Source organism: Pseudomonas gessardii, from assembly GCF_001983165.1.
GTDB classification, from domain to species: Bacteria; Pseudomonadota; Gammaproteobacteria; order Pseudomonadales; family Pseudomonadaceae; genus Aquipseudomonas; species Aquipseudomonas gessardii.
The window spans coordinates 18,294-36,655 of sequence record NZ_MNPU01000025.1; the positions used below are offsets into that span (position 1 = coordinate 18,294).

Here is an 18,362-nt window from a genome sequence, read left to right on the forward strand (position 1 = left end):
ACAACCGGGAACGTTCGTAATGACGGGCCCAGTATGTGGCGCTTGGTCGCAGCGCAAAATGCACGTTCCAGATGGAAGATGGTACTTTTCATGGCCCACAGAAAAGCCGCCGCAAAAACTGCGACGGCTTGGCCGGGGTGGAACATTTCGCGCTCAACCACCGAAGATCCAATATGGGAGCTGGCTTGAACTGCGATAGCGTCGGTACGACCAATATTGATATTGACTGATCTGCCGCCATCGCAGCCTCGCTGGGGCTCGACAGCTCCCACATTTGATCCGGGTGACACCAGGACTCAGCGCATGATCTTGTCGAGCCGAATCCCTGTGGGAGCTGTCGAGCCCCGGCGAGGCTGCGATAGGATCGACTCGGTCCACCTGCAAAATCGAGGTGCCTGCATCGCCGCCTCGCTAAAGCTCGACAGTTCCCACATTTGACCCGGGTGACACCCAGGGCTCAGTGCACTGTCCCTTGTCGAGCCAAATCCCTGTGGGAGCTGTCGAGCCCCGGCGAGGCTGCGATGGGATCGACTCGGTCCACCTGCAAAATCGAGGTGCCTGCATCGCAGCCTCGCTAAAGCTCGACAGCTCCCACATTTGACCCGGGTAACACCCAGGGCTCAGTGCACTGTCCCTTGTCGAGCCGAATCCCTGTGGGAGCTGTCGAGCCCCGGCGAGGCTGCGATAGGATCGACTCGGTCCACCTGCAAAATCGAGGTGCCTGCATCGCAGCCTCGCTAAAGCTCGACAGCTCCCACATTTGACCCGGGTGACACCCAGGGCTCAGTGCACTGTCCCTTGTCGGTCCGAATCCCTGTGGGAGCTGTCGAGCCCCGGCGAGGCTGCGATAGGATCGACTCGGTCCACCTGCAAAATCGAGGTGCCCGCATCGCAGCCTCGCTAAAGCTCGACAGTTCCCACAAGAGCCCGCGGGCCTTAGCGATAGCGCTCAAGCCAGTGCGCGTACGGCGCCGGCAGGGTCCAGGAGGCTTTGTCCACGCCCAGTTCCTTGGCGGCGAAGTATGCCCAGTGTGGGTCGGCCAGGTGTGCACGGCCCACGGAGACCAGGTCCAGTTGACCGGCCTGCAGCGCGCCTTCGGCCAGTTGCGGCGTACCAAAACCCCAGGCCGAGGTGACCGGCAAACCGGCTTCGCGGCGGACGCGCTCGGCAATCGGCCCCATAAAGGCCGGGCCCCAGGGGATCGCGGTGTCGGGGATGGTAAAGCCGACACTGACGCTCAACAAATCCAGGCCGCCGGCCTTGAAGCGCCGGGCCAGTTCGATGGATTCCTCCAGGGTCTGCTCGTCGCGCCCGTCATATTCGAGAACCCCGAAACGCGCGGTCAGCGGCAGGTTTTCCGGCCAGACTTCACGCACCGCCGCGAGGGTTTCCAGCAGGAAACGGCTGCGGTTATCGAAGCTGCCACCGTAGGCATCGGTGCGCTGGTTGGAGTGTTCGGAGAAAAAGCTCTGGCCCAGGTAACCGTGGGCAAAATGCAGTTCGATCCATTCAAAACCGGCGTCGCGGGCACGCCGTGCGGCCTCGACGAAGTCCTGCTGCACCCGGGCGATATCGTCCAGGGTCATGGCCTGGGGAACCGTCGGCAGGTTCGCGCCAAACGCGATCGCCGAGGGGGCCAGGGTTTGCCAGCCACGGGCGTCACCGGCGGGGATATGGTCGTCACCTTCCCACGGGCGGTTGGCGCTGGCCTTGCGCCCGGCGTGGGCGATCTGGATGCCGGGCACCGAACCTGCCGCCTTGATCGCTTGCACCATGGGCACAAAGGCCTGGGCATGGGCATCGCTCCAGATACCGGCGCAACCAGGGGTGATACGGCCTTCAGGGGCCACGGCGGTCGCCTCGACTACCACCAGGCCGGCACCGCCACGGGCCAGGCCGGCGAGGTGGACATGATGCCAGTCGTTGACCAGGCCGTCTTCGGCCATGTATTGGCACATCGGCGGAATGGCGATGCGATTGCGCAACGTCACGTCTTTGAGCGTGAAGGGTTCAAATAATGCAGCCATGGGAATGCTCCTGAAACGAGGGTGATGTTTGATTCGATAGTTCGATCTTAATCGAACTATGGTAATCAATGCCAGCCCTGTTATGATTCGCCGCATGCGAGCATTCAAACACCCCGCCCCCGAAGACCTGACCCTCGAACGCCTGCTCTATGCGTTGAGTGACCCGGTGCGCCTGGACATTGTGCGCTGCCTGGCCGACGTGGAAGAGGCCAGTTGCGGCGAGCTGGACGGCGGGCGGCCGAAGTCCAGCATGTCTCACCACTTCCGGGTGCTGCGCGATGCCGGGCTGGTGCATACCCGCAGCGTTGGCACCAGCCATATGAATTCGTTGCGGGCGGATGTGCTGGCCGCGCGGTTTCCCGGGTTGCTGGAGAGTATTCTGGCCCAGCAATGAGTCTTGCACGATCGCTTGTCAGCGCCTGCGACCTAATCCGTGCAGCCCGCGATCAACTCACCGATCGCCTGGGCATTCATCGGCACACTGAGGTAAAAGCCCTGCGCTTCATCGCACTGCACATCCTTCAACGCCTTGAGCTGGTCGATGGTTTCCACGCCTTCGGCGGTCACCGTCAGCGACAGCGCGCGGCCCAGGCCGACAATCGCCTGGATGATCGACTGATCGCCACCGCTGGCCGTCAGGCCACCGACAAAGCTGCGGTCGATCTTCAGCCCGTCGAAGGGGAATGAACGCAGGTAACTCAGTGATGAGTAGCCGGTGCCAAAGTCATCCATCAGCAAGCGCACGCCCAGGGCCTTGAGGCCTTGCATGATGTTCAAGGCCACTTTTTCGTCGTTGAGCATCACGCTTTCAGTCAACTCCAGCTCCAGCCGCGCCGGGTTCAAGCCGGTCTCGACCAGCACCGCCTTGACCCGCGCCACCAAGTGCCCGCGCTGGAACTCGGTGGAGGACAGGTTGACCGAGATCATCACCTCCTCAGGCCAGCCAGCGGCCGCCCGGCAGGCCGTGTACAGCACCCAATTGCTCAACGGCAGGATCAGCCCGGTTTCCTCGGCGATGGGGATAAACACATCAGGCCCCAGCAACCCGCGCCTTGGGTGCTGCCAACGCACCAAGGCCTCGGCGCCGGCCAGGCGCTTGTCTTCAATGCGGTAGCGCGGCTGGTAATCCAGGCGCAGCTCGCCGTTCTTGATTGCATGACGCAAATCGGCTTCCAACTGGCGCCGCTCGATGATGCGTGCGTTCATGTCGCCCGCATAAAAACGCCAGGTATTGCGTCCTCCGTCCTTGGCCTCGTAGAGCGCGATATCGGCATAGCGCAGCAGTTCTTCGGCCTGGATCGCATCGGCCGGCGCCATGGCAATCCCAATACTGGCACTGATAAATACTTCGTGCTCGGCGAGGTAAAACGGCTGCTCGATACCATCGATCAGGCGCCGGCACAAGCTTTCCACCTCCAGCGGCGAGCTCATGTCGGCCACCACCAACATAAATTCATCACCGCCTATGCGCGCCACCAGGTCGTCACCGCGCAGGCAGCCCTGCAAGCGCCGGGATACCTGGTTGAGCACATCATCACCGGCGGCGTGCCCCAGCAGGTCATTGACCGGCTTGAAGCGATCAAGGTCGATACTGAGCATCACCAACGGCCTTTCCAGGGTCGGCACCGCCTTGAGTTTGCCTTCCAGGAACTCTTGCATGCGCGTGCGGTTGGCCAGGCCGGTCAAGGCATCGTGTTGCGACAGGTATTCAATGCGTCGCCGTGCCTCGACCTCTTCGGTGATATCGCTGGCCGTGCCCCGATAGCCCTGGCCCGGGATCTCACGCACCGACAGCCGGCAGATGCGCAGTTCCCCGCCGCCACACAGGTAACTGCACTGTACGATGGCATTCGGGCGACGGGCATGGTCCTTGAACCAGGCGGACAACAGGCCCTGATCCGACGTCAGCAGGTCATCCGCCACCAGCCCCAGCCATTTGGCCCCGACAAGGCCGGTGATCACGTCAAAACGTTCCGACAGGTAGGTAAACCGCAGTTGGGTATCCACCTCCCAGATCCAGTCGGAGGCCGCCTCGGCCACATCGCGAAAGCGCTCCTCGCTCACCGCCAGCGCGGCGCGACTGGCCTGCAGGGTCGCGTAGTTACTGTCCATGACCCGCGCGGCGGCGGTGCTGCGGCGCTGGATAACCCAGGCCATCAGGGTAAAGATCAGGCCGGCAACAATCACCAGTGGCACGACCAGCACCAGCAACTGGTGCCCTGGATCATCCGCGGTCCATTGCACAACGCCTGCATTGTCCCTGAGGCTCAAACTCGACACGCCCGCAGCTACCCCACCAGCCGGGACAACCCGCAAATCCTGCACACCAAACTCCTGGCCCAGTGCAGCCAGCCGTTGCGGCGCAAGCTTGGCAATGAAGATCAACACCGCGGCGGGCCCCGCCTCGGCCTTCACGTTCGGATCGATGCCCGGCGTAAGCGCTGCGGCGGCCAGCACCGCCAGCGTGCCGTCTGCCTGAACCAGGCGGCTCAGCGCTTGACCGTTGACGGCGGCTTCCCGGGCCTGGGCCAGCAGGGGCTCGATCGGCATCGGCAACCAGTCCTGCACCGCAACGGCCTGCAACTGGCCTTCAATCACCGAATACACCGTGCGGCCGCTGGCATCGACCACAAAGACCCCCTCGAAGCCCAAGTCGGTAAATAGCGTCGAGCCCAGGTTTTGCCGGGCAAATGCCCAGTCCACATCCACCTGCTGATGCAGGTGGATGTAGGCATCCCCCCAGAACGCATAGTCCTTGACCGTAGAGGCAGCGACCTTTTCAACAGACTGCAGGGCGTTTTCGATATCGATCCGAGTGTGCTCGCCGGCATCGTGGTTCAGGTGAGCGGCAATCGAGACCAGCAACACCCCGACCAGCAGAAACATGGCCAGTAACAGCAGCGAACAGGCGAGCAGATAGGCCCGTGCGGTGGAGAGATTGGAAACTTTGCCTTTGAGCGACGACTTGGGATCAATGTTGAGCTTTTCCATAGCGCTCCAGGCACCGTAGCGACCTAAGAACCCGCACCGAAAATCACACCACGCACCCCGGGGTGCGCGACTACCTGCCCATAGACAATAGACAATTTTTTGTGTTCCATCGAAGTTCAGGGTTTACCCAGCACCTTGCTGAAACGCTGAGCAGCCGGTTGCAACCAGCGCGCCTGCACCAGCAATGGGGTTACCGCAGCACCCGGTTCGACCTGCCCGTCCACCTGCAAACGCTGCGAGGCGGCCTCAACCTTGAAATGGTGCTCGCCAGGCCGTTGCACATCCGCCAACAGCCGCAGCCCATCCCGGCATTGCAGCGCGATCCGGGTGTCGCCCAGGTTGACCTGCCACGGGCTCAACACTGCCAGGTCGTGCCCCAGCAACTGGCCTTGGGTATGGACGCAACTCATTCCCGCGCCCTCGACCTGCAATTGCCCTTCCCAACGCCCATCCAGCACAAACATCGGCGCGGGCCAGGCGCTGACTGCGCGCGGTGCCAACTGCGCCTGCCAGTTCCATGGCCAGCCGTGAACCGACAACGCCCAGATGCGCTGTTGAAAGCCCAGGTTGATCTGCGCCGCCCACGGCCGGATTTTCCACTCCACCGGTCCCAGCGCACCGACACGTGCCGCACGGCCAGCCCACAGGCTACCCGCGACGCCGCTGGGCTGCCAGCCGGTCGGCCATGGCAACTGACGGGCAACGAAGGCCGCCGGCAACTCCAGCAGCACGGTCAGGCTGAACACCAAAACGCCCCAGAGGATGAGCGCGCGACTCATGGCCGCGCCGCCACGTCCAGGCTAAAGGCATAACCCTGGCCGCCGCCCTGCTCCAGGCTCCACTGCACGGGTCGCCCCCCTTGCTCCTGCACGGTGCGCAACAGTTGCTGCAGGGCCTGGGGGCCGGGCAGTTCGCCCTGCAATTGCCAGCGATCGCCCTGTTGTTCGACCCGGGTCAGCACCCATTGGCGCGACACGGCCAGGGCCTGCCATTGCTCGTTGGAAAACACCGCTGGCGGCGGCAGTGCGCCGGCCTGTTGCGCCAGCGCCTGCCACTGACGTGCCTCCTGCCAAGTCGCCAGCAGCGGGCGTGTCAACAGCACCAGTAATAACAGCAGCACCGTTGACCAGCCGGCCAGCAAGCCATAGCGCCGCTTGGCCGGCAGTTGGTTGAAGTGGGCCAGGTACGCCTGCATCCGTGCCTTCATGGTTGTTCTCCCAGCTCAAAAGTCAGGTGCAATTGACCGGCGGCGCTTTGCGCCTCGTCAAGCCATTGGGCGCCAGCAGCCTGGGCCATGGCCTGCCATTCGGCGGGCAGCGGCTGGGGACCATTGCCGCGCAAGGCCAGGCGCCAATGGCTGCCGTCCAGTTCGATGCGCGCCACCGACCAGCCCGGCTGCTGCTGCAACCAGGCCGAGAATGCCTGCTCCAGGGCTACGATTTTTTGCTGACGCACCTGCCAGTCGCTCGCCTCACCCTGCACCCGCGCCAGCGCCGCACGCGCCTGTTGCGGGCTGTTCGCAGGCCCGGTCACCGCCCTGACCTGCGCCTTCCAGCCCTCGATCTGGCGCAGGCTCTGCACCAGATACAGCGCACTCCAACAGGCGGCCAGTAGCACGCAACCCAGCAGCAAACGGCGCTGCATCCCACTCATCAATGGGGCCCGCTGCGGGCGGGCCGGCCGCGTGTTCTCCAACACGCTGGGCACCTGTTCCAGGCGCGCCAGACGCGACGGCCAGTCACCCTCAAGCGTCTCGGCAAGCAAGTCGCGCCAGGCCTGGGGCAGGCGTTCACCCAACACCGGCGGCCACACCAGCCATTGCCGGGAGTGCGCTTTAAGGCAGCGCACCTGCGCACGCCGCCACTCCACCACTTGCCCCGACTCGGGTGGCGGCAACAACTGCAACTCCGCCCAGCCGTGGATAATCTGCAGCCCAAGCGCGGCGCACTCGGCCAGCCATTGCTGGACCTGCTGGCGCTGCATCACCAGCAACTCCAGCTGCCCGGCCTCGCGGGACAGGCAACTGACCAGCAATGCTTCGGCGGGCTGCTGCGCATATTCTTCAAACAATTGCGGCCACTCGTGGCGCTTGAGCCCCGGCGGCGCCGGCAGGCAGAAATGGCTGCAATCGAGCGCTGGAATAATCAAGGCGCCCGGCAGTTGCAGCAGCGCGGACGGTGGAGGCCAGGTGCCGCTTGCGCAAGCCTGTTGCGCGCTGTAGTGCAACCACTGCCAACGGCCCTCGGCGGTGGCCGGCGGGCGCACCAGCAACCATTCCCGTGGCTTGGCGCGCAGACGTTCAAACATGCCTGCGCTCCGGCTCATGGCTGGGTATCGGGAAAGGCAAAAGTACAGACATAAGGGGCTCCATGGTGCTCGAACTCGATCCGCACGCCGCGATTGGGCTGGGCGGCGACAGTAGAAGGAAAGGCCAGCCAGCGCGTGCCCTGGTAAAAACTGAATGTGGCGCGCTCGACCGGCGCCAGTGCCGCCTTGAGCTCCCAGCGCGGCTTGTCGGCGGCGTACAGGTCGGCCGAGGCCCACAGCTCCAGGCGCTGCTGGCGCCCATCGAACACCAGGCGCTGGCGTTGCACCCGCGATGCGCCCTCGGCCGGCGGCCAGGCGCCCAGGGCCACCCACTGCAATTGTCCAAGGCCCGGCTGCCACTCCAGCCAGGCCAGGTCCAGGGGCAGGCGCTGCTCGTACAACTGGCGCAACACCAGGGCGTCGAAGCGGCGCTCCAGGGCCATGCAGAACTCCAATACCTGAGGTTCGCTGCCCGGCTCCTCCAGACGCTCACGCACTTTGACCCAGCCATTGACCAAGGCCGCCAGTAACACCCCGACCACCGCCGTGAGGGCCATGGCCACCAACAGCTCGACCAGGGTCAAGCCGCGCTGCGCCGCCTTCATGGGCGCACCAGAAACAGGCTGAACTGGCCCAGGGGCTGACGCTGCTGGGGATCGGCAAATAAGCTCAACTCACCCCGGCGCAAGCGCTTGACCCCGGTATTGCCCAGGGTCAGTTGCCAATGACAGGTGGCATGCCCCTGGCGCAACTCGCCGCTCACCGCATTGATCTGCGGCCAGTACTGCTCCACGCCAAACCGCGCCTCCAGCTCCCGTGCGCACAAACTGCCCAGGCGGTGTTGGGCGACGGCCTGGTGGGTCGCGATGCGCTGGCGCAGCAACTGGCTGACCATCACCGCCATCAACGCGGCAATCCCCAGGGCGACCATGACTTCGAGCAAGGTAAACCCCTGTTGGCGCTTCATGGCAGGGTCGCGATATGCAAGGTGTTGTCCGTTTGCCATTGCCAGCGCTCGCGGCCCTCGGCCCAGCGCCAGGTGAGTGACACCGGGCGCGCCAGCCCCGAGGGGGTGAACATCACCTGAGGCTCGCGGCTCACCGGCCAGTCCGGTTGCAAGCCGGCCGGCCACGGCGCGGCGCGCGACGGTGCGACCTGCCACCCAGGCGCGCCCTGCCCCGCCTGCCAGCGCACGAATTCAGGGCTGCGGCCATTCCAGCGCAAGCCCAGCAACTGCCCGGCATGCCGGGCCTGGGCGGCCTGGCTGCGCGCCTCATTGGCCAACTGGGCCAGGGCCTGGCGCATCGGCGCCTGGCCGGCATCCAGGTAGGCCACGCCCAGGGCACTGAACAAGCCGACGATCAACAACACCACCAGCATTTCCAGAAGCGAAAACCCACGACTGCGCGGCATGCCTAGAGGTCCCAGTTACCAATATCGGCATCGGTGCCTTCGCCGCCTTCCTGGCCATCGGCGCCCAGGGAAAACAGATCCACCCGGCCATGCTGCCCGGGTGTGCGGTAGCCATAGGCATTGCCCCATGGGTCCTGGGGCAGGCGACGGATGTAGCCGTCGGCGCGCCAACTGCGCGGCAGCGGCTCCAGGCTCGGCTTGCTGACCAGGGCTTGCAAACCCTGCTCGGCGGTGGGAAACCGCAGGTTGTCGAGGCGGTACATATCCAGCGCCTGCTCCAGGGTCGCCAGGTCGGCCAGGGCCTTCTGGCGCATGGCTTTGTCCTGGCTGCCGAGCACACTGGGGGCGACCACAGCGATCAGCAGGCCGATGATAAAAATCACCACCATGATTTCCATCAGGGTGAAACCGCGCTCGCGACGCTTGACTACAGGAATGCCACTCATGGCGTGCTTCTCCATTTTCAGGTTGTCTAGGTTCAAAAACTCAGGCCCTGATTGAGCTGCATGATCGGCAGCAGCACGGCCAGCACGATGAACAACACCACCGCGCCCATCAGCAGAATCATCAGGGGTTCAAATAACGCCAGCAGCAGGTCGACCTGGCGTGCAAACCCACGCTCCTGGTTGTCGGCCACGCGCTCCAGCATGTCGGGCAAGGTGCCGCTGGCCTCGCCGCTGGCGACCATGTTCAACAGCATCGGCGGGAAGTGCCCGCTGGCACTCAGGGCGCGGTACAGGGTCACGCCGCCTTCGACCTGCTCACGCACCGCCTCCAGGGCCTGGTGGATCTGCCGGTTGCCGACCGTGGCGGTGGCCACCTCCAGGGACTCAAGCAACGGCACGCCACTGCCCAGCAAAATCGCCAGGCTGCGCGAGACCCGGGCGCTTTCCAGCACCGCCAACAGCACGCCGATGCGCGGCAGGCGCAACGCCAGGCGGTCGCGGCGCAAACGCCATACCGCCTGGCGCAACAACAGCCGCGCGCCCAGCGCCAGCAGCAAGCCCAGCCCCAGCAACCACGGGCCAAGCATCACCAGGCCCTCGCTGGCGCCGATCAGCACCCGGGTAATCAGCGGCAGGCTTTGCCCGGTGTGGCTGAACTGCTCGGTGAGCTTGGGCACCACAAAAGTCATCAGGCCGATCACCACCGCCAGCGACACCAGGATCAGCACCGCCGGGTAGATCAACGCCGTGCGCGCCTTGTGCCGCTGCTTCTGCACTTGCTCCAGGTGCTCGGCCAGGCGCTCCAGGACCGGCGCCAGCTTGCCCGAGCGCTCGCCAGCCTCCACCAGTGCGCAATACAGGGTGTTGAACTGCCCGCCCTGGCGCCGCAGGCTCTGGGCCAGGCTCAAGCCCTCGCCCAGGGCGCCGCGCACCGCCACCAGCAGGTTGCGAATCGCCGGTTCCGCCAGTTGGCGTTCCAGGGTGGCCAGGGCATCCACCAGGGGGATGCCGGCACTCAACAGCGTGGCCAACTGGCGGGTCAACTCGCACAGCTGGCCATGGTTCAAGCGTTGCCCACGCGGGCTCGACAGGCTTGCGCCCTGCACCTGCAACTCACGGGCAAACAGGCCCTGCTCACGCAGCAGTTGCCGGGCATGGCGCTCGCTTTCGGCCTGGATGCTGGCTTTGCGGCGATTGCCGCGCAGGTCCAGCGCCTGGTAGCGATAGGTCGGCATCAGTCACGCACCGCACGCAAGACCTGCTCCAGGCTGGTGTCGCCACGGCGCAGGCAGTCGGTGGCCATGGCGGTCAGGCTCTGGCGTTTGTCGGCGAGGTATTCGTGCATGGCCGCTTCGCTGGCGCCGTCGTACAGCAGGCTGATCAACCCGGCATCCAGGGTGATGAATTCGTAGAGGCCGATCCGCCCGTGGTAGCCACTGCCCTGGCAGTCGTCGCAGCCCTGGGGGTGAAAGCTTTGTTCGAGGGTGGCCAACTCCGGCCACAGCTGACGCTCGGCGGCCTGCAAGGGCGCCGGCGTTGCGCAATGGCACAGGCGCCGCACCAGACGCTGGGCCATCACGCCCTTGAGGCTGGAGGCGATCAGGAACGGTTCGATGCCCATGTCGCGCAGCCGGGTGACCGCGCCCACCGCGCTGTTAGTGTGCAGCGTCGACAGCACCAGGTGCCCGGTGAGGCTGGCTTGCACGGCAATTTGCGCGGTCTCCTGGTCGCGGATTTCGCCGAGCATGATTACGTCCGGGTCCTGGCGCAGGATCGCCCGCAGGCCGCTGGCGAAGGTCATGCCGGCACGGGGGTTGATCGCGGTCTGGCCGATGCCGGTAATCGCGTATTCCACCGGGTCTTCGACGGTGAGGATATTGCACGAGCCATCGTTCAGCGCATTGAGGCTGGCATACAGCGTGGTGGTCTTGCCCGAGCCGGTGGGCCCGGTGCTCAGCAAGATCCCGTTGGGCCGCGACAGGCAGGCGCGCAACGCCTGCTCCACATCGGCGGGCATGCCCAGGTTATTCAGGTCCAGCAGGTTGGCCTGCTTGTCCAGCACGCGCATCACCACGCGCTCGCCATGGATGCCAGGCAAGGTCGAGACGCGGATATCCACCTCGCGCCCGCCGGAGCGCAGGGTGATGCGCCCGTCCTGGGGCTGGCGTTTTTCGGCGATATCCAGGCGCGCCATGACCTTGATCCGCGACACCAGCATGGCCGACAAGGCCCGTGGCGGGCGCAGGATTTCGCGCAGATGGCCATCGACCCGCAGGCGCACCACCAGGCTCTGCTCGAAGGTCTCGATATGGATATCCGAGGCCCGCAGGCGCAGGCCTTCGGCGAACAGACCGTTGATCAGGCGGATCACCGGCGCCTCGTTGTCGCTCTCCAGCAGGTCTTCGATACGCGGCAGTTCGCTGATCAGGCTGTCGAGATCGACCTGCTCGCCGATGCCCTCGATCAACGCCGCCGTGGCCGACTCGCCGGCCTGGTACAAGGCGCCCAGGCGCCGTTCGTACTGGGCCGGGTCAAGGTGCTCGACCGCCGATGGCAAGCCATGCACGCGCAACACTTCCTGCAAGGCGTCGGTGTCGACATCCTCGCGCAGGCACAAAGTCCAGCCTTGCGCGCCAGGCGCCCGCGCCAGCCCCGCCTGGCGTGCCAGTCGATACGGCAACAACGTGCTCACCACACGCCCTCGTCGAGGCGCTCGCGGCTGGCCGGGAACAGGCGCAGCAAGGCGTTGTTGTCCGAGATGGCGGGCAATGCCAGGTTCGAGTTGGCCTTGAGGTTGCGGTATTTCTCGCTGCTCAATTGGGCCAGGGTCTCGCCGTCGCGCATGATCCGCGGGCGGATAAACACCATCAGGTTCTGCTTGGTACGCTGGCTGGCGTTGGAGCGGAACAGCCGCCCGACCCCGGGGATATCGCCGAGCCACGGCACCCGCTGGTCACTGTTCTTGGCCTCGTCGCCGATCAGCCCGCCGAGCACCACCAGGCCGTTGTCTTCGACCATGACCTTGGTCTTGATCTCGCGCTTGTTGGTGATCACATCGCTGGCGCCGGTGCTGTCGGCAATCGACGAGACTTCTTGCACAATGTCCAGGCGCACGGTGTTGTCGATATTGATCTGCGGCTTGATCCGCAACTTGATCCCCACTTCCTTGCGCTCGATGGTCTGGTAGGGGTTGGTGTTGTTCTGCGTTACCGAGCCCGTCACAAACGGCACTTCCTGGCCCACCAGGATCGATGCCTCGGCGTTGTCCAGGGTCAGCAGGGTCGGGGTCGAGAGCAGGTTGAAACCGCTTTCGCTTTTCAGCGCATTGAGCAGCGCAATAAAGTTCAGCCCGCCGCCATTGAGCTTACCGAAGCCTGCGGTCGCCCCCGGCACATTGGCCAACAGCTTGCCCAGGCCTGCGGTGTCGCCGCTGGCTGCGGCCCCCGCCAGGCCGGCGATACTCGTCCCGCCATTGGTAAAGTTCACCGCGCCGCCACCAAACGAGTCGCCCAGAAACAGCCATTGCACCCCCAGCTCCTGGGCGCGGGTGTCGGAGACTTCGGCGATGATTGCCTCCACCACCACCTGGGCGCGGCGGATATCCAGTTGTTCGACGATGGTGCGGTAGGCGGCGATTTCGCTGTCCGGGCCGACCATCACCACGGCATTGGTGCCCTCCTCCGATTCCATGCGGATCCCCGAGGCGCTGGCCGCCATCTGCTTGGGCGCGCCTTCCGTGGGCACGCCTTCGCCAGCGGCGCCAGGGGTGTCCTGGCTCAAGCCGCGCAGCACCTTGACCACCTCAGCCGCATTGGCATGGCGCAGGTACATCACCACAGTGTTCGACGGGCGCAAGGCATTTTGCGGCTGGTCCAATTGCTTGAGCAGCGCGCGCACCCGCTGGCGGCTATCGGCACTGCCGCGCACCAGCAACGCATTGCTGCGCGGGTCGGCCACCACCTGCGCACCATCGGCGCCCTGCTCGCGGGCCAGCAGACGGGTCATCAGTTGCGCGGTGTCGTTGGCGCTGGCATTGACCAGGGGCAGCACTTCCAGGGGTTCCTGGCTGACCTGATCGAGTTGTTGCAACAGGCTGTCGATACGGTCGAGGTTGCTGCGCCAGTCGGTGATCACCAGCAGGTTGGCCGACGGGTATGGGCTGATCACCCCGACCCGGGGGTCGATCAGCGGCTTGAGGATGTTGAGCATCTGTTCGCTGGCAGCATTGCGCACGCTGAATACCCGGGTGGCCATGCCGTCGTTGGCTTGCGCAGCCTGACGCGTAGATTCCACCGGCACCGGCTCCAGGCGCGCGGCCTGGTCCGGCACGATCTTCACACTGCCATTGGGCAGGTTGACGGCGGCAAAACCCTGGGCGCGCAATTGGGCGAGGAAGATGTCATAGATGGCCTCGCTGCCGAGCATATCCAGGCTGCGCACCGTGACCTTGCCCTTGACCCGTGGGTCGATGATGAAGGTGGTGTTGGTGATGCGCGACACGCTGTCGATAAAGTCACTGAGTTCGGTGTCGATGAAATTCACTTCATACAAGGCCGGCGCGTCTTCGGCGTGGGCCGGGGTCACGCTCAAGGCCAGGCACAAGGCGCTCAGGCCCAGGTATTTATTGATCATGTGCATCGTCGGTTCATTCCTTGCGCTTGAGGCCGATCACCGGTCGCTCAGTCGGCCATGGCAAGCGCTCGCGCTGCCCTTGATTGTCGAAAATCAGCCCGCGTTCATCGATGTCCTGCAAGACGATGCCCGGGGCCAGGCGCTGACCCAGGGTCAGCGTGCGTTCTTGTTGCTGATAGCGCAGCACCAACACCGTGGCGCGTAACGGCGTGGCCTTGAGGCTGCCCAGGTAATCGACCTTGAGCGTGGTCAACGGCAGGTCGTCGCTGGGTGCCTGGCGTGGCGTCCAGTGGTTGCTCAACAGGTCGGCGACCGGCGCCGCTGGCGCGTAGGGCACGACCGGCTGGGCGATGCCGTGCCACAGTTGCAGCACACATTGCGCCGCCAGCCAGGCCAGCAGCGTTGCCAACAACAGGTTGCTTGCACGGCTCAAGTGGCCAGGCTCCGTGGATGCCACCCCGGGTGCCCCTGCACATAGCGCACTTCGGGCAGTTGCAGCGGCGCCAGTTGCCAATCCGCCGGCTGCTCGCGCAACCAGCCTTCAAGGTGTTGCCACAGCGGTTGCCCAGCCTCGGCGGCAAAACCCAGGCCAAAGGTGCGGCAGGTGCCGACCGGTTCGGCAAACTCACTGACCCGCTTGCCGCCCGGGCTATAGGTGACCTGCCAGGGCTGGCCGAGCCAGCGCGGCAAGTCCTGGCTGTTATCCAGCAGCAGTGGCTCGCCAAACAGTTGCTCGGCGCCGTTTTCCAGGACCTGGCGCACCTGCTGCGCCGGGACATCCACCACCGGCGCCGGGTAACTGGCACTCAGGCTGATCAGGTGTTCGCGGGTAATCATCTGGCCACGGGCCAGGGGGCTGTCGTAGCGCAGGCCCGGCAGCAGCACCGCGCTCTTGGGCTCGCGGGCCAGGGCCTGGTGCAACAGGCGGTCCCAACTGCCGGCGCGCACATCGCGGCGCCAGAGGTTTTCCGGGGCCTTGGCCAGGGGTTGGTCGAGCCAGGCGGCATGGGCGGCGCGCTGTTGCTGCAAGCGTGGTTGCAGGCGCTGGGCGTGGGCCTGGGCGGTAGCGTCCAACGCGCTGGCCTGGGCCGCAAAGAAGCGCGCCTCAAAGCGCCATTGCCCCGCCTGCGCCTGGCAGCGGATGCGGAAGGCGCCGCTGGCCCGGGTTCCGCCCAGCACCACCGGGACACGCTTGCCGGAGCTTTGCAGGATCTCTACCGGTTGCGGCCACAGGTCCTGGCCACGGGCACACAGCATCAGGTCCACCTGGCTCAGGCGCTCGGCCAGCCAGAACCCCGGCCCGGTGCCGACATCGGCCAGGGCCACCACCAGGTCGGCTTCTTCGCGGGCCTGGGCGAGCACCGGTTGCAGGCTGTGCAACCATTGTTTCAAGGAGGCTTGCTGGTCCCGTGCATAAGGGTCGGTAATGCCGACCACGGCGATGCGCACGCCGCCCCGGCGGAACACCTGCATACCCGGGGTGGCCAGGCGTTGCGCCTGGTTGCTGGCCAGCCCGGCGCCCAGCACCGGCTGACCGAATTGCTGGTACAGGCCCTGGCATTGTTCGGGCCACAGCACGCGCTCATCGCTGCTGACCCGCACCTCGCTACCGAGCAACTGGCTGCCCTGGACCCCGGACAAGCCACGGGTCAGGTACGCCAGGCCGCTGCCGTTCCAGCACTGGCCGTTTTCCAGGGTCAGGCTATTCTCAGGCCCGGCTTCATCGCGCAGGCGTTGCAACACGGCACCGAGTACCGCATAGCCACCGGTTTGCACACCGTCACTTAAGGAGGCATCCAGCAGGCCATCCAACGAGCTGCCATCAGCCTGGCGAAAACGCGCATTGGCCCCGGTAATCCACGGCGCCTGGCCGATCCGTGTCGCCGGCCCCAGGCGGGTGGCGGGCACGACCGGGCGACCCGGCAGGCGGGCATCGAGGGTGTCGGCAATGTACAGCAGGTCGACCGGCTGGCTGTCCGCAGGCCCCGCCGCAGCCCCCCGGCTAGAGCAGCCGGCCAGCCACGGCGCACAGGCGCCCAGCGTCATCCATCCCAATACATCGCGCCGCACCATTGAAGCCATTGTTCTCTCACCCTGAGGCTAACTGCTTTAAGGGCGGCATAGTGGGGGTCAATTAATGACGGTTTAATGTCAGTTTTTTAACAGGAGTGAAATATGCAAACCTGCAACAAAAAGAAATAAAAAAATTAAACTTAAATACATTTTTAACAAAACCGACCGCGAATCATCATATTCGGCTCTTAGAGTTCGGGCTCCTTTCAAAAATCGTGATCTACAAAGGACCTGAGAAATGAGTCGAGAGACTGGCGACAACCAGAATCGCAACCTGAGCCTCAATGAGCCGATGGAATCGGTACTCACGGCCTACCTGAGCCGCCGCAGTGTGGTCCGGGGCGGGCTCGGCGCCGCGATCGCCATGATTGCCGGCACCGGCCTGACAGGCTGCTTTGACAGCGGCGGTGGCTCTGACCACGACACCCCGACCGAACCCGGCAAGCCGGCATTGAAACTGGGCTTCAACTCGATCCCCGGCTCGCGCACCGATGGCTGCACCGTGGCGGCCGGCTACACCGCGCACATCCTCGCGCCCTGGGGCACACCGCTCAACAGCAATGCGGCTGCGTGGAAAAGCGATGGCACCAATACCTCCACCGACCAGGCCAACTCGGTCGGCATGAACCACGATGGCATGCGCTTCTTCCCGATCAATGGCAGCTCCACTGACGGCCTGATTGCGATCAACCACGAATACATCGAACAGGCCGAACTGCACCCCAATGGCGCCACCCTGATCGGCGGCGTGCGCCCGGTGGAAGAAGTGCGCAAGGAAATCAACGCCCACGGCGCGGGTGTGATGCGTGTGACTAAGGTCAATGGCCGCTGGCAGGTGATGGAAAATGATCCGCTGAACCGTCGCTTCACCTCGGCCACGCTGATGGATCTGGCGGGGCCGATGAAAGGCACCGAACACGTCAAGACCAAGTTTTCGCCAACCGGCACCCAGACCCGTGGCACCAACAACAACTGCGGCAATGGCTACACGCCGTGGGGCACCTACCTCACCTGCGAAGAAAACTGGCCTGGGATTTTCGTCAACCGCAGCGGCAACCGCCCGGCCGACCAGGTACGCATCGGCGTGGGCACCAGCAACGGCAACTATCGCTGGGAGAGCGTCGCAGGTGACCCCAGCGAAGTGAATGGCGAGTTCAGCCGTTTCAACGTCACCCCAAGCGGCGCCACGGCCACCGACGACTACCGCAACGAAGCCAGCACCTATGGCTACATCGTCGAGATCGACCCGTACAACGCCGCGACCCGCGCCGTGAAACGCACCGCGCTCGGCCGTTTCCGTCACGAAGGTTGCTGGCCGGGCCTGACCACCGCCGGCAAGCCAGTGGTGTTCTACAGCGGCGACGACTCGCAGAACGAGTACCTGTACAAATTCGTCTCCACCGCCTTGTGGGATCCGGCAGACGCCAACCCCAGCGATCGCCTGGCCACCGGCGCCAAGTACATGGACAGCGGCAAACTCTACGTGGCGCGCTTCAATGCCGACGGCAGCGGCAACTGGTTGCTGCTCGACGTGGCCAGCCCGACCGTGGATGGCAGCACCCTGGGCGCGAAGTTCACCGACCTGCCGGGGATCATCCTCAACACCCGTGGCGCAGCCGACGCCGTGGGCGCGACGCCGATGGACCGCCCGGAATGGACCTCGGTCAACCCACTCAATGGCGACGTGTACCTGACGCTCACCAACAACACCAGCCGCACCGTGGCCAACGCCGCCAACCCGCGCGTAAACAACAAGCACGGGCACATCATTCGCTGGCATGACGCCGATAACCAGGTGGCCTTCACCTGGGACATCTTTGTGTTTGGCGCCAACGCCGCCGGCGCCCCGGACCTCAACCGCTCGGGCCTGACCACACTGAACCAGTTCGCCAGCCCCGACGGCATGACCTTCGACAGCCGCGGCGTGATGTGGATCCAGACCGACAACGGCGAAAAAACCCTGACCGACTACACCAACGACCAGATGCTGGTGGTGATCCCCACCAATATGGTCGATGCCCAGGGCAAGCAAGTGCCGGTCAATGCACAGAACCAGGCGGACCTGCGGCGCTTCTTCGTAGGGCCCAATGGTTCGGAAGTGACCGGGGTGACCTTTACGCCGGACAACAAGACGGTGTTTATCAACATCCAGCATCCAAGCAACTGGCCATCCACCAATGTGGCGACCGACGTCACCGTGGGCAAGGTGCGGGCGCGGGCATCCACCGTGGTAATCCAGCGGGCCGATGGGGGGGAATTGGCGATCTGATAGCGAGGCAGGAGCCGGCCTGGTTCCCGCCTCACTGGCCTTGTGGGAGCTGTCGAGTTCCGGCGGGGCTGCGATGACGAGGTCATGGCCAGCATTGATGTTGGCTGACCCACCGCTATCGCAGCCTCGCCGGGGCTCGACAGCTCCCACAGTTGCTTTGGGGTGCACTCAAAATCAACCTGTGGGATCACTGCCACACCACA

General features: G+C 64.8%; 16 protein-coding genes. 2 read left to right on the forward strand and 14 right to left on the reverse strand.

The features are described 5' to 3' along the window. Positions 1–936: 936 nt before the first annotated feature. The gene (locus BLL38_RS17645; RefSeq protein WP_076963695.1) at positions 937–2,028 is read right to left on the reverse strand and encodes an NADH:flavin oxidoreductase/NADH oxidase; all 1,092 of its coding nucleotides are present in this window, start codon (positions 2,026–2,028) and stop codon (positions 937–939) included. Between the two features lie 58 nt (positions 2,029–2,086). On the opposite strand from BLL38_RS17645, the gene BLL38_RS17650 reads away from it, so the two are divergent. Further along, the gene (locus BLL38_RS17650) at positions 2,087–2,422 is read left to right on the forward strand and encodes an ArsR/SmtB family transcription factor (protein WP_076963696.1); all 336 of its coding nucleotides are present in this window, start codon (positions 2,087–2,089) and stop codon (positions 2,420–2,422) included. A gap of 32 nt (positions 2,423–2,454) precedes the next feature. Here BLL38_RS17650 and BLL38_RS17655 read toward each other — a convergent pair whose 3' ends face one another. The 13 genes from BLL38_RS17655 to BLL38_RS17715 all read right to left on the reverse strand — a co-directional run bounded on the left by BLL38_RS17655 (position 2,455) and on the right by BLL38_RS17715 (position 15,899). After that, positions 2,455–5,019 (reverse strand): bifunctional diguanylate cyclase/phosphodiesterase, encoded by a 2,565-nt coding sequence (locus BLL38_RS17655; RefSeq protein ID WP_076963697.1) that lies wholly within the window; start codon positions 5,017–5,019, stop codon positions 2,455–2,457. A 116-nt stretch (positions 5,020–5,135) separates the two neighbouring features. After that, positions 5,136–5,798: a type II secretion system protein N gene (gspN, locus tag BLL38_RS17660; RefSeq protein WP_076963698.1), complete on the reverse strand. Its 663-nt coding sequence runs from the start codon at positions 5,796–5,798 to the stop codon at positions 5,136–5,138. Further along, positions 5,795–6,226, reverse strand: a complete 432-nt coding sequence (gene gspM / locus BLL38_RS17665) for a type II secretion system protein GspM (RefSeq protein ID WP_083743077.1) — start codon at positions 6,224–6,226, stop codon at positions 5,795–5,797. Before gspM ends, gspN begins: the two co-directional genes overlap by 4 nt. Next, positions 6,223–7,326 carry a hypothetical protein gene (locus tag BLL38_RS17670; RefSeq protein WP_076963700.1) on the reverse strand — a complete coding sequence of 368 codons (1,104 nt, stop codon included), beginning with the start codon at positions 7,324–7,326 and terminating at the stop codon, positions 6,223–6,225. Before BLL38_RS17670 ends, gspM begins: the two co-directional genes overlap by 4 nt. Before the next feature lie 14 nt (positions 7,327–7,340). Continuing rightward, the gene (locus tag BLL38_RS17675; RefSeq protein WP_076963701.1) at positions 7,341–7,931 is read right to left on the reverse strand and encodes a PulJ/GspJ family protein; all 591 of its coding nucleotides are present in this window, start codon (positions 7,929–7,931) and stop codon (positions 7,341–7,343) included. Continuing rightward, positions 7,928–8,293, reverse strand: coding sequence for a type II secretion system protein (locus tag BLL38_RS17680; RefSeq protein WP_076963702.1), 366 nt, complete (start codon positions 8,291–8,293; stop codon positions 7,928–7,930). Before BLL38_RS17680 ends, BLL38_RS17675 begins: the two co-directional genes overlap by 4 nt. After that, positions 8,290–8,739: a type II secretion system minor pseudopilin GspH gene (gspH, locus tag BLL38_RS17685; RefSeq protein WP_076963703.1), complete on the reverse strand. Its 450-nt coding sequence runs from the start codon at positions 8,737–8,739 to the stop codon at positions 8,290–8,292. Before gspH ends, BLL38_RS17680 begins: the two co-directional genes overlap by 4 nt. A 2-nt stretch (positions 8,740–8,741) precedes the next feature. Beyond that, positions 8,742–9,185 (reverse strand): type II secretion system major pseudopilin GspG, encoded by a 444-nt coding sequence (gspG, locus tag BLL38_RS17690; RefSeq protein WP_076963704.1) that lies wholly within the window; start codon positions 9,183–9,185, stop codon positions 8,742–8,744. A 32-nt stretch (positions 9,186–9,217) separates the two neighbouring features. Further along, a complete protein-coding gene (gene gspF, locus BLL38_RS17695) occupies positions 9,218–10,420 on the reverse strand; it encodes a type II secretion system inner membrane protein GspF (protein ID WP_076963705.1) in 1,203 nt (400 codons plus the stop codon). Further along, positions 10,420–11,868, reverse strand: coding sequence for a GspE/PulE family protein (locus BLL38_RS17700; RefSeq protein ID WP_083743079.1), 1,449 nt, complete (start codon positions 11,866–11,868; stop codon positions 10,420–10,422). Before BLL38_RS17700 ends, gspF begins: the two co-directional genes overlap by 1 nt. Before the next feature lie 5 nt (positions 11,869–11,873). After that, complete coding sequence (gene gspD / locus BLL38_RS17705) at positions 11,874–13,817, reverse strand: type II secretion system secretin GspD (RefSeq protein WP_076963749.1); 1,944 nt, start codon at positions 13,815–13,817, stop codon at positions 11,874–11,876. Positions 13,818–13,830: 13 nt separating this feature from the next. Continuing rightward, the gene (locus tag BLL38_RS17710; protein ID WP_076963706.1) at positions 13,831–14,250 is read right to left on the reverse strand and encodes a hypothetical protein; all 420 of its coding nucleotides are present in this window, start codon (positions 14,248–14,250) and stop codon (positions 13,831–13,833) included. Beyond that, positions 14,247–15,899 carry a bifunctional UDP-sugar hydrolase/5'-nucleotidase gene (locus BLL38_RS17715; RefSeq protein ID WP_076963707.1) on the reverse strand — a complete coding sequence of 551 codons (1,653 nt, stop codon included), beginning with the start codon at positions 15,897–15,899 and terminating at the stop codon, positions 14,247–14,249. Before BLL38_RS17715 ends, BLL38_RS17710 begins: the two co-directional genes overlap by 4 nt. Before the next feature lie 229 nt (positions 15,900–16,128). Between BLL38_RS17715 and BLL38_RS17720 the strand changes: the two genes are divergently transcribed. Beyond that, positions 16,129–18,159 carry a PhoX family protein gene (locus tag BLL38_RS17720; RefSeq protein ID WP_076963708.1) on the forward strand — a complete coding sequence of 677 codons (2,031 nt, stop codon included), beginning with the start codon at positions 16,129–16,131 and terminating at the stop codon, positions 18,157–18,159. Positions 18,160–18,362: the final 203 nt, after the last annotated feature.

What these genes read in the sequence shown, in the direction of transcription:
- BLL38_RS17645 (WP_076963695.1), bottom strand. Translation starts at nt 2,028, where the DNA reads ATGGCTGCATTATTTGAACCCTTCACGCTCAAAGACGTGACGTTGCGC.
- BLL38_RS17650 (WP_076963696.1), top strand. Translation starts at nt 2,087, where the DNA reads ATGGTAATCAATGCCAGCCCTGTTATGATTCGCCGCATGCGAGCATTC.
- BLL38_RS17655 (WP_076963697.1), bottom strand. Translation starts at nt 5,019, where the DNA reads ATGGAAAAGCTCAACATTGATCCCAAGTCGTCGCTCAAAGGCAAAGTT.
- gspN (WP_076963698.1), bottom strand. Translation starts at nt 5,798, where the DNA reads ATGAGTCGCGCGCTCATCCTCTGGGGCGTTTTGGTGTTCAGCCTGACC.
- gspM (WP_083743077.1), bottom strand. Translation starts at nt 6,226, where the DNA reads ATGAAGGCACGGATGCAGGCGTACCTGGCCCACTTCAACCAACTGCCG.
- BLL38_RS17670 (WP_076963700.1), bottom strand. Translation starts at nt 7,326, where the DNA reads ATGTTTGAACGTCTGCGCGCCAAGCCACGGGAATGGTTGCTGGTGCGC.
- BLL38_RS17675 (WP_076963701.1), bottom strand. Translation starts at nt 7,931, where the DNA reads ATGAAGGCGGCGCAGCGCGGCTTGACCCTGGTCGAGCTGTTGGTGGCC.
- BLL38_RS17680 (WP_076963702.1), bottom strand. Translation starts at nt 8,293, where the DNA reads ATGAAGCGCCAACAGGGGTTTACCTTGCTCGAAGTCATGGTCGCCCTG.
- gspH (WP_076963703.1), bottom strand. Translation starts at nt 8,739, where the DNA reads ATGCCGCGCAGTCGTGGGTTTTCGCTTCTGGAAATGCTGGTGGTGTTG.
- gspG (WP_076963704.1), bottom strand. Translation starts at nt 9,185, where the DNA reads ATGAGTGGCATTCCTGTAGTCAAGCGTCGCGAGCGCGGTTTCACCCTG.
- gspF (WP_076963705.1), bottom strand. Translation starts at nt 10,420, where the DNA reads ATGCCGACCTATCGCTACCAGGCGCTGGACCTGCGCGGCAATCGCCGC.
- gspD (WP_076963749.1), bottom strand. Translation starts at nt 13,817, where the DNA reads ATGATCAATAAATACCTGGGCCTGAGCGCCTTGTGCCTGGCCTTGAGC.
- BLL38_RS17715 (WP_076963707.1), bottom strand. Translation starts at nt 15,899, where the DNA reads ATGGCTTCAATGGTGCGGCGCGATGTATTGGGATGGATGACGCTGGGC.
- BLL38_RS17720 (WP_076963708.1), top strand. Translation starts at nt 16,129, where the DNA reads ATGAGTCGAGAGACTGGCGACAACCAGAATCGCAACCTGAGCCTCAAT.